Source organism: Pseudoalteromonas ardens (assembly GCF_030125445.1).
In the GTDB taxonomy this organism is placed as follows: Bacteria; Pseudomonadota; Gammaproteobacteria; order Enterobacterales; family Alteromonadaceae; genus Pseudoalteromonas; species Pseudoalteromonas ardens.
In genome coordinates this window covers 163,568-174,326 of record NZ_JASJUV010000006.1, presented here as the reverse complement: position 1 = coordinate 174,326, position 10,759 = coordinate 163,568, and the positions used below count along the sequence as shown (strand labels likewise).

General features: G+C 49.3%; 8 protein-coding genes and 1 other RNA gene. 7 read left to right on the top strand and 2 right to left on the bottom strand.

Annotated elements, in window-relative coordinates:
* Positions 1–14 precede the first annotated feature (14 nt).
* The 3 genes from accA to QNM19_RS18005 all read left to right on the top strand — a co-directional run bounded on the left by accA (position 15) and on the right by QNM19_RS18005 (position 2,756).
* Positions 15–971: an acetyl-CoA carboxylase carboxyl transferase subunit alpha gene (accA, locus tag QNM19_RS18015; RefSeq protein WP_010385769.1), complete on the top strand. Its 957-nt coding sequence runs from the start codon at positions 15–17 to the stop codon at positions 969–971.
* 101 nt (positions 972–1,072) lie between these two features.
* On the top strand, positions 1,073–2,440 hold the full coding sequence (gene tilS / locus QNM19_RS18010) for a tRNA lysidine(34) synthetase TilS (protein ID WP_284027037.1): 1,368 nt from the start codon (positions 1,073–1,075) through the stop codon (positions 2,438–2,440).
* Positions 2,415–2,756, top strand: coding sequence for a hypothetical protein (locus tag QNM19_RS18005; RefSeq protein WP_049864188.1), 342 nt, complete (start codon positions 2,415–2,417; stop codon positions 2,754–2,756). The genes tilS and QNM19_RS18005 overlap by 26 nt, the downstream gene beginning before the upstream one ends.
* Before the next feature lie 158 nt (positions 2,757–2,914).
* Here QNM19_RS18005 and QNM19_RS18000 read toward each other — a convergent pair whose 3' ends face one another.
* On the bottom strand, positions 2,915–3,811 hold the full coding sequence (locus QNM19_RS18000) for a GGDEF domain-containing protein (protein WP_010385773.1): 897 nt from the start codon (positions 3,809–3,811) through the stop codon (positions 2,915–2,917).
* 206 nt (positions 3,812–4,017) lie between these two features.
* Between QNM19_RS18000 and QNM19_RS17995 the strand changes: the two genes are divergently transcribed.
* Positions 4,018–6,018, top strand: a complete 2,001-nt coding sequence (locus QNM19_RS17995; RefSeq protein ID WP_049864190.1) for a monovalent cation:proton antiporter family protein — start codon at positions 4,018–4,020, stop codon at positions 6,016–6,018.
* A gap of 13 nt (positions 6,019–6,031) precedes the next feature.
* On the opposite strand, the gene QNM19_RS17990 is transcribed toward QNM19_RS17995, so the two are convergent.
* Complete coding sequence (locus QNM19_RS17990; protein WP_049864187.1) at positions 6,032–7,177, bottom strand: patatin-like phospholipase family protein; 1,146 nt, start codon at positions 7,175–7,177, stop codon at positions 6,032–6,034.
* A 440-nt stretch (positions 7,178–7,617) separates the two neighbouring features.
* Here QNM19_RS17990 and QNM19_RS17985 point away from each other — a divergent pair, with 440 nt between their 5' ends.
* From QNM19_RS17985 to QNM19_RS17975, 3 genes are all read left to right on the top strand, one after another.
* Positions 7,618–8,523, top strand: coding sequence for a DUF3014 domain-containing protein (locus QNM19_RS17985; protein ID WP_049864186.1), 906 nt, complete (start codon positions 7,618–7,620; stop codon positions 8,521–8,523).
* 157 nt (positions 8,524–8,680) lie between these two features.
* An RNA gene (gene ffs, locus QNM19_RS17980) (signal recognition particle sRNA small type) lies at positions 8,681–8,777 on the top strand.
* 476 nt (positions 8,778–9,253) lie between these two features.
* A complete protein-coding gene (locus QNM19_RS17975; RefSeq protein ID WP_049864185.1) occupies positions 9,254–10,759 on the top strand; it encodes a PAS domain-containing sensor histidine kinase in 1,506 nt (501 codons plus the stop codon).

Sequence of the window (10,759 nt, the reverse complement as noted above, 5' to 3'; positions counted from 1 at the left end):
AGGTAGTTTAGAGCATGAGCCTCAATTATCTTGAATTTGAGCTTCCGATCGCAGAATTAGAAGCAAAAATCAATGAATTACAAAACGTAAGCCGCTCTGGCAGTCTTGATCTCAGCCTTGAAGAAGAGATCAGCCGCCTCAAGGAGAAAAGCGTAGAGCAAACGAAAAAGATCTTCGACAACCTGGGTGCCTGGCAGGTATCTCAGCTGGCGCGTCATCCGCTTCGTCCATATACTCGCGATTATATCGAGCGTATTTTCACTGAATTCGACGAGTTTGCGGGTGATCGCACCTTCGCAAACGATCCGGCTATTCTGGGTGGTGTAGCACGCCTTGATGATAAGCCAGTGATGATCATCGGTCAGCAGAAAGGCCGTGATACCGCTGAGAAAATCAAGCGCAACTTTGGTATGCCTAAGCCAGAAGGTTATCGTAAAGCATTACGCCTGATGGAAATGGCTGAGCGTTTTAAAATGCCAATCATTACCTTCATCGACACGCCGGGCGCTTACCCGGGCGTTGGCGCTGAAGAGCGTGGTCAGAGTGAAGCAATCGCACGTAACCTCAAAGTGATGGCTGCGCTGAAAGTACCAACCATTTGTACCGTCATTGGTGAAGGTGGTTCGGGTGGTGCACTGGCCATTGGTGTGGGTGACCGCGTTAACATGCTGCAATACAGCACTTACTCAGTTATCTCGCCTGAAGGCTGCGCTTCGATTCTGTGGAAGAGCGCTGAAAAAGCCCCATTGGCGGCAGAAGCTATGGGTGTTTCGGCAACGCGCGTGAAAGAGCTTGATCTGATCAATACCATTATTGATGAGCCTATGGGCGGCGCACATCGCAACTATGATACGATGGCGAAAAACCTTAAGGCACAGCTTAAGCGTGATCTGGGTGAACTGGAAGCGCTCAGCACAGAAGAAATGCTGGAACAACGCTACCAGCGCCTGATGTCATTTGGTTACTGCTAAACCAGAGCGACACAGTTACACCGAAAAAAGCCGCATCGCGGCTTTTTTTGTGCCTGCGAAATCGGGATAATACTGCCTAAGTACCTACAACGCCCGTGATTATGACTCAGACTCCTCTTTATAAACGTTTTTCTGCCAGCTTAGACGCCTTACTGGCAAAGGAGGTCGCACGTGATGAAACGCATACGGTAACGCATACGGCACCACGTGGCCTCACTGTCGCGCTCTCGGGTGGTGTCGATTCAATGGTACTGCTGCACTTGTGTCACCATTATGTGCAATTCCATCCTCATCTGGCCCTGCAGGCGATTTATGTTGACCATGGTTTGTCGCCTAATTCTTTGCAGTGGCAGGCCTTTTGTCAGGCACAGTGTGATGCACTGGCGGTGGAGTTTACCCCCGTCTCCGTCAAGGTCTTGGCACAAAGCCGCCAAAGCCTGGAAGCTCAGGCCCGCGCAGCCCGCTATGACGCACTGGACAAACGGGCGTATCAGGGCAATGCTCTGGTGCTGGGTCAGCATGGTGACGATCAGGTTGAGACCTTTTTATTGCGTCTGAAACGAGGGTCAGGTCTGCAGGGGCTCGGTGCCATGCACGCCTACAGTACACTGCCTTCAGGACGAGTCTGTTTAAGGCCTTTGTTGTCATCAGAGCGCGCAGATATAGAGGCATTTGCGAAGACATTTGGCATTGTCCATATCGAAGACGAATCAAATCTCAGTGACAAGTTTGATCGCAATTTCTTGCGTAATCAGGTGCTGCCTTTGCTAAAATCCCGTTTTTCGGGATTTATTCCCAGCGTTATGCGCACTGTTGAGTTGTTGCAGGGGCAGCAGGCCTTACTGGACGAAATCACCCGGGCCGATCTGGCGCAATGTCGCAGTGAGCAGAGTTTATCTGTCAGCCGCCTTGCACAGTTTGCCCCATTGCGGCAACAAAACCTGGTACGTGCCTGGTTAGCAGAGCAGGGTGTCCAGATGCCGTCGCAGAAACAACTTGATCAGATCCTAAGCCAGGCACTTAACGCGCGGGCTGACGCACAAATGACCGTTTCGCTGTCTGGCGGTCAGGTCCGGCGCTTCAGAGATCAGTTACATTGGGTGACCGAACAGCCACCGCGACAGACACAGTGTGATGTTGGCCTGATGAAGGTGGCGCTGGATGACAATACAATCTTAAGTGTGATTGAAGGTCAGGGAGTTCGTCACCCGACTGAGGATGAGCGGGTGTCAGTGCGGTTTAATTGCCTGAATGAAAAAGTTAAACCGCCCGGGCGCAGTGGCCGTAATACGCTTAAACATTGGCTCAAAGACTATGATGTGCCCACTTGGGAGCGCAGTCGCGTGCCTTTGATTTATTATAACGACGAGCTGGTGCAGGTCGTTGGGTTTTTCGTCAATGAGGCGTATGCATCGTCTCAGGGGCTTAGCTGGAAGTTAGAAGATGCAAGAAACACAAAAAATCGGTGAATCGCTGGCAAATAAGGCCATCTGGGCAGTATTGGGCTGTGGTGCCTTGTTTGTTATTTTGGTGATGAACGGAGGCCTGCACATTGGTAATGTTGTGCTCAGCCTGAGTGTCGGCGCGCTCAGTGCGGCATTGCTGCTGGCGTACTGGCACGGCAAAGGTGGCAGCTTTTTTATCTTTGGTCTGGCTGCGCCCATGCTGGCAATCATTTTCAGTGACCTGCCGAACTTTTTATCACTGGCCTGGGTGATCAACAGCTTCTTTTGCGGCTTCTCTGTATTGTTATTGCTGTATAAATTGGTTTTGCTGCGTAAATAAAATTACCCGCAATACACGCCAAATGTCAGGTGGAGAAATCCTTTTACTAACCGTGTGAGGTGGTTTTTGACATTGTTAGTAAGGTAATTAAATCCCTGAAGCTGTGGGGATAAAGGCCATATTGCGTTAGGGGACGCAATATGGCGAGGTGGTCTGGATTAGATTGTACGGGCGCAGTTTCGACCGGCGTCCTTGGCGCGATACAGGCCTTTATCTGCCCGCGAGAAAATTTCGTTAGGGCAATCCTTACTGGTTGCCAGTGTAAAGCCGATACTGGTGGTCACGTCATGATTCTTCATAATCGTACAGGTTCTGACGGATGCCATAATGCGCTCTGCAATCACCTTATTGGTGGTAAACGCCGGGTCGTCTATCAGTATCGCAAACTCATCGCCACCAAAGCGGAAGACCGTATCTGTCGCACGTACCGAAGATTCCAGAATGCGGGCAAATTCAATCAACACATTGTCGCCCATTTTGTGCCCATACAGGTCGTTAACTTGTTTAAAGTTATCGAGATCCAGTAGCATCAGGCTAAAATTGCTGTGATGACGGCGGCTGCGCTCCAGCTTTTTGGCCAGAAACTCATTAAACTGGCTACGGTTTGACAGGCCAGTCAGTGAATCTTTGGTTGCCAGCTTCAGCACCCTTTGATACATCAGGGCATTTCTCAGCGGATACAATAAGCAGGTGTGCAGCTGGATAAGCCGGGCCTGCAAAGCCTCACTGAGACGATATTTACTGAAGTACACAATCTGACCCAGATGCTGGCTGTTTAACTCCAGATCAAAGGTATACGGGCTGAGCTGATTGTTGCTCTGCTGCATCTGAAACACCCCTTCGCTGGAGTGAAACTGTAATCCGGCCAGGTTGATAATACGCTTGATGTAACCTGCAAAGATGTCGAGCAGCCCGTTGACATCCAGCGTTGTTTGTAATTTTTCAGTCAAACTCATCGGGTTTTCGGGGACGTGCGACATTTGCATTTGCGCATTAAACGGCAAAAAATCCCCGCGCGTCGGCGCCCGTTGAGTCAAAATATGGACATTTTCCATCTAGTATTCCCCTAAAGTACAACATTCGAACTGTTCTAAGCGAGTTTCATGCCAAAAATTTAAACTGGCTGAAAAACAGCTGCTTGCTATATTTAATAGTGAATAAAAATTGCTCAACACTATTTTATTGACGCTTGGGAGGCGGTTTGCAGCAAAATTTTGCCGGGTTTTTAGGTGAGGATGTCACCAGTACGCTAGTTGCCGCCCTGGAAGGTCAGTTTGCCGGGTTGATAGCCTTATTACTCTGCGCCGTTGTTTTGGTGTGGTCATTTAAGCGGGTTGGGCTGCCGCCTATCCTGGCTTATTTGCTGACCGGCCTGCTGGCTGGCAGCTATGGCTTTGGCTGGATCAGCAACAGTCACGAGATCCAGTTGATTGCCGAATTGGGCATCGTTTTTTTACTGTTCAGTCTTGGCTTGGAATTTTCTATTCCAAAATTAATGGCTATGCGTAGCGTGGTGTTTGGTCTGGGCAGCTTGCAGGTGCTGGTCACCACCGTGGTATTGGCGGTGATATTAAAGTACCTGGGGTTTAACTGGATAGAAGCACTGATCATCGCTAGCTTAATTGCGCTGTCTTCAACGGCCGTGGTGGTTAAAGAGCTCAAAGAGCGGGGAATATTGAATATTCGCCGGGGTCAGCTGGCGGTGGGGGTGTTGCTGTTCCAGGACATTGCTGTGGTGCCTTTGCTGATCACTATTCCTTTATTAAGTCAGTCTGATAACCAGGTGCTGGTGGGGGCCCTGATCCTGGCACTCGCAAAAGGCGCATTCGTGTGTATGTTGTTATGGGCCATTGGCAAATGGGTCTTACCCAAAGTATTTAATGAAGTGGCCATGGCACGCACCGATGAGCTATTCGTACTGACCACCTTAGTGGTGGCGCTGTGTGCGGGTGCACTGACTTATGCATTTGGCTTGTCTATGGCCTTAGGCGCATTTCTGGCGGGAATGATGCTGGGCGAAAGCCAGTTCAGGCACCAGCTGGAAGCCGAGATCCGGCCATTTCGCGATATTCTGATGGGGCTGTTTTTTGTCACTGTTGGCACGCAACTGGATGTGTCGTACGTGATCCAGTCCTTTATTTATATCGTGCTGGTGCTGGCGCTGCTCATTGTTCTTAAGCTGGCCATTATTTTCCTGTTGGCACAATTGATGGGAGAGCGTCGCAAAGACGCTTTTGCAGCCGGGATCTTGCTATGGCAGATGGGGGAGTTCGGTTTTGTATTGGTTGCTCTGGCCGGCAAGCACCAATTGCTCAGTGCAGAAGTGGCGTCGTTTCTGATAGCGCTGGGGGTGTTGTCTATGGCGTTAACCCCGTATTTGATCAGCGAGACAGACAGGCTCATTAAGCTGCTACGCATAGATAGCGAAGGTCGGCCAGAGCCACACGAACAGGGTTTTATTACTTCCAGTAAAATTAAAAATCATGTGGTCATCTTTGGCTATGCCCGCGTCGGCCAGACCATAGCCCGATTTTTGCGCCCGGAAGCCATCCCTTATATTGCCGTGGAGCGTAACCCGGCCATTGTTCAGGAGGCGCTGACCGCTGGTGAGCCCGTGGTGTTTGGTGATCCGACCCAGCACGAAGTGCTTAAGTCGGCCAATGTCAGTGAGGCGCGTCTGGTAATTGTGTCGTTAAATGACTTCGACAAAGCGCAGGCGGTGATAGATGCGGTTAAACGCTTTGCGCCTGAGGTCAAAATTCTGGTCAGAATGAAGGACGATACCCATCTTGAGGCGCTCAAAGAACTCGGAGCCACTGAGGTAGTGCCAGAGTCACTGGAGGCCAGTTTGATGATGGTGTCGCATGTATTGTATATGTCTGGCGTTCCCATGCGGCGGATCCTCAAACGGGTGAGCATTGAAAGGCAAAATCGCTACGAATATCTGCACGGCTTTTTTACCGGGGACAGCCAGGAAATGAAAGAGTACGCGGGGGCTGAAGGCTCAAGTTACAGTTCAGACCGGCTTGAGTACCTGCACGCCATAGCCTTGCCGGACGAGGCCTTTGCGGTGGACAAATCAATTGCTGAGCTGGATCTGGCACGGCACAAGGTGGTGGTGAAAGCGCTGCGGCGCAACGGCGAAGAAATTTCTATGCCCGATGAAGAGATCACCCTGTGTGCCAGTGATGTATTGTTGCTCAAAGGCAAGCCGCGCCGGGTAGAACGCGCGGAGCAATTTTTGTTAGATGGCCTGCCATAACGCAGGCCCACAGTTAATCCAGTTCCAGAAATGCCCGGATCTCATCCAGCCGGGCCAGTCCATCCTGATAACCATACTCTATCAGCTCCCGGGTATAGGCTTTTTCGAACAAAAGATAACTGGTTAAACTCGACGGAGAGTGCCGTTTAACCCCGATGGAGCGCAGTAAGAGTTTAATGGCCAGTGGCAGTTCATCGTAATAATGCAGCGCCAGTTCATTGAAATTATGCGTGGGGTTAACCACCAGAGTCTGGATGTGCTTAAGTTCTTTGTGCTTGTCTCTGGCGGGCAGTAATCCCACGGTGCGGTTAACCCGCTCCATGCGCTCCAGATCTGACTGTAACGTATCGCTGAACACGCTATCGAGCAAATGACCCGCAACCACGGACATGCCGGGAAAGTGTGGCTCATAGCCAATGGGCGTAGGGATCTTGGGTTGCTCAACGCCAATGACAAAGATTTTCTCGGCACCCAGGTGGATTGAAGGGCTTAGTGGTGACAGCTGGTGGATAGAGCCATCGCCGTAATAATGGTGCCGAACCCGCACACTGGGAAATACCATAGGAATGGCACTGGAGGCCATCAGGTGGTCCAGTGTAATGTGGTCTGGCACACCAATGCGCTTGGCACGTTGCCAGGCGCGCGCATCTTTCGCCTGATAAAATGCCACCGAGCGGCCGGTTGAGTAGCTGGATACCGTCACCGACAGCGCATCCAGATAGCCACGCTGAATATGGCGGTCGATACGGGATAGATCAAGCACATCATTCAGCAGCTGGCGCAGTGGCGTGTTGTCCAGCAGGCTCGCGGGGGGCTGGTTGATATATTCAGCCTGAAAACTGCGCATCATATTGCCCAGGATATGGCCAAACGCACCCACAAAGCCGCTCTCGTACACCATATCGGTATGAAAGTTCTTCCAGATTGATTCAATTTTTCGTATCGCCAGATGCATATTCGAGGCATAGCAGGCGAGACCTGCGGAATTAATGGCGCCCGCCGATGTGCCATTAATAATGCGAAAGGGCAGCGGGGCGGTTCTGGGCAGGCTGTGTGCCAGCGCTTTCAACACCCCAATCTGGTAGGCTGCACGGGCCCCGCCACCGGTTAGCAGCAATGCCGAACGAGGACATGAACGCGAACTGTGATGCTTACTCATATGCTTCCTTAACCGCTTACTAGGCTTGGGTTGATTTGAGAATTATTTGCCAGCCTGCACTGGCTGGATATTGTTACTATAACGATTTGTTTAACTTAGTAAAATAACAATACATCGCGGCTTGGGAACAAATTCACAGGCGATTCATATTGAGTCCATATGCTCACTAAGCACGAATTGGTATTGCACCTTGTCACGGATGCGATATCTTTTAATGGATACTCACCAATATTGGATGTATTTGTGAGTATACGCGTTTAATGAGACTAAAAATGCCATAGGTTGCAGCTGCAAAGGTCGTAATAACGACCAGCAATAAGCTATAATCTTTTGTATATTATAGATTATTTTTGTTGCCTTACTATGCGGCGATACGCCTTGATGGCATTTTAATCACCGTATGTGCAACTTATTCGTTTAGAAAAATTAATGGAGCTTCCATGTCAGAGCACAACTCAGCAGAATCAAGGAAAAGCAAGCCGTCTAATAGCCACTTATTGCTTGCCGTAAGCGTGGTCATAGTCCTCGTTATTGTGGCCATATTTGTGCTTTCAAACCGGGATAATCAGCAGGAAAACACCAAATTTAAACAGGATGTCGTCGTACCGGAGAAAACCCCGGCGGAAGTTGTTAATACTGCCCGTCCGGAGCCCGTGCAGAAAGTCGAAGAGCCCATTGAACCCGCGCCGGTTGTTGAGCCAGAACCTATGCCTGAACCCGAACCAGAGCCGCTGCCACAGCGTGAGCCTGAGCAACCTGTTGTTGCACCGCTGCCATCACTGGACGACAGCGACGTGGCCCTGAGCGAACAAATTGCAAATTACCTGAATGATACCGCAATGGATCTAGTGGTAACCGAAGACATGATCCGCCGCAGCGTGGTGTTTGTCGATAACCTGGCACAGGGTAAAGTGGCTAAAAAGCACTTCCCGGTCAGCAAGCCCAAAGACAGCTTTATGGTTATTGAAGATGACATCATCATCACCGATCCAAACAGCTTCGAGCGCTACACGCCTTATGTGAATATGCTGAATGCCATGAGTACTGCGCAGTTGGTGCGTACGTACAACAAATTCAGACCATTGATAGGTGAAGCCTATGAAGAAATAGGCTACGACAGTGGCGAATTCGACCTGACGTTACAAGAAGCCCTGGGCGAGCTGCTGGAAACCCCAATCCCGGAAACCAGCCTGCCGCTGCTACAAGAGTCTGTGACCTACAAATATGCCTATGCAGAATGGGAGCAATTATCCGATGCGCAAAAACTTTTCCTGCGCATGGGCCCGGAAAACATGAAAAAGATGAAGAAACGTCTGCAAGACCTAAAAGTCGCGCTGGCAAAGTAAGCTAAAACCGAAGAAAAAAACCAACCAAAACAGCAAAGCCCGCCTAATTGTATATTCACTATGCAGTTAGCCGGGCTTTTTAACATTTCCCCTTGCAACCAGACGCGAAACTCGCGATAATCCTTCCCGCGCCAAACAAGGCCCTCAATGGTAGTCTTATTGGTCCTCTCGCAACGATAGTTCGTGAACCTGGTCAGGTCCGGAAGGAAGCAGCCACAGCGGATGACTCGTGTGCCGGGATGTGGCTGGTAAGACTGCCACCCAAACTCCAAAGTTTGCGGTATCAGATTTCACTTCAAAATCAAAATTCTCACATAGCTAAAATCATATTCTTAATGAATGCTCATAGTTCGCTTCATATTGTTCCGAAGTGGCTGTGAACACTCTTAAAGTTTACCCCGCATAGTAGAACAATATCCACTAAAGACTGGATTCTCAATTGTCTCAGTTTGTAACTCCACCCAACCAGGTTCAGCTCGTTAGTCGAATTATGCCCCTCTCAGTTTATGGTTGAGTTATATGGAAATTTTGCTCCAGTTACAATTCCTCACTTTTCGCTACTAACTTGCTTTGAAAAAGCCCGAGGGTTTGGACATTCACCAAGGTTCAGAGCCCAATCTATCTAAAGTACGCATCTTAGCAGAAACTACACCTACAGCCGCTTTCACATTGCTTTTCGCAGGTTTTGAACTAGCTTTTAGTAATCAAAAGGTATGAGCTTGCGGAAAATATGATAGGGACATTTCACAGCCCTGAGCTAGAAATCGTCATGGATACGGTCCTGGACGGATTCATCATCATCGATGAACAGGGTGTTATTCAGAGTTTTAACAAAGCGGCCGTTAAAATTTTTGGCTACGAACCTGTTGAGGTGAGGGGCCAGAATGTCAAAATGCTAATGCCTGCCCCATATCAGGATGAACATGACCAGTATCTGGTTAACTATCGCGAAACTGGGCAGCCAAAGATCATGGGTACTGGCCGGGAAATCATCGCACAGCGTAAAGACGGGAGTTGCTTTCCCATGGAGCTTGCCGTCAACGAAATGAAGCTTGAGGGCCAGCGACTGTTTTTGGGGACCATTCGCGATATCTCAGAAAGGAAAAGCGCAGAGCAATCGATCCGTTACTACTTAGAGTACATTGAGACCATGATGAATACGGTGTTAGATGGGTTAATAACGATTGACTCTGAAGGTACCATTCACAGTTTTAACCTTGCCGCAGAAACTATTTTTGGCTATTCCAAAGCTCAGGTGGTTGGCCAGAATGTTCGAATGCTGATGCCAGAGCCGTATCAGTCAGAACACGATGCTTACTTACATCACTACCATCAAACGGGAGAAAAAAAGGTCATCGGACTGGGCCGCGAGATCAAAGCACTGAAACGTGACGGCACTGTGTTTCCGATGGAGCTGGGCGTGAACGAAATGGTGGTACAAGGAAAAAAGATGTTCGTGGGCACCATCCGCGATATATCCGAGCGTAAAGCGGCTGAACGTGAAATTCAGGAGTATATCAATAAGCTAAAAATCAGTAACCAGGAATTAGATCAGTTTGCCTATATTGCTTCTCATGACCTGAAAGAGCCGCTGCGTGGACTGGCGAATAATGCCATGTTTTTGCAGGAAGATTATGAGGAAACTCTCGGCGACGATGGCAAAAAGCGCTTAGGGCGCATTCGATTCTTGTGTGGGCGTATGGAGCAGCTCGTTGACAGTTTGCTCTATTACTCTCGCCTGGGCAGGCAAGAGTTAGCGATTGAAGTCGCAGATCTGAATACACTCGTTGCGAAAGTTAAAGAGCTCACCGTGCCCGAAGAAATCGGCGAGCATGTTGTGTTGTCGTTACCTGCCAAGTTGCCTCAAATCACTTGTGATGTACCCAGAGTCACTGAACTTTTTCGTAACCTCATTTCAAATGCAATTAAATATAACCACAGTGCAGTCAAATATATTGAAATAGGAACAACACAGGCGACTAATCCGCTAACAGGCATTTCCGAGCCTCAGGTTTTTTACGTGAAGGATAACGGAATAGGGATTGAGCCGCAGTTTTTTGAAGACATATTTCGCATTTTCAAGCGCTTAAATGAAGAAGATGATTCAGTAAGAGGCACTGGGGTTGGCCTGACGTATGTTAAAAAAATTGTGGAGCGGCACAACGGTCATGTGTGGCTTGAGTCTACCATGGGTAGCGGCTCTTGCTTTTACTTTACATTAAAACTGGAGCGCTAG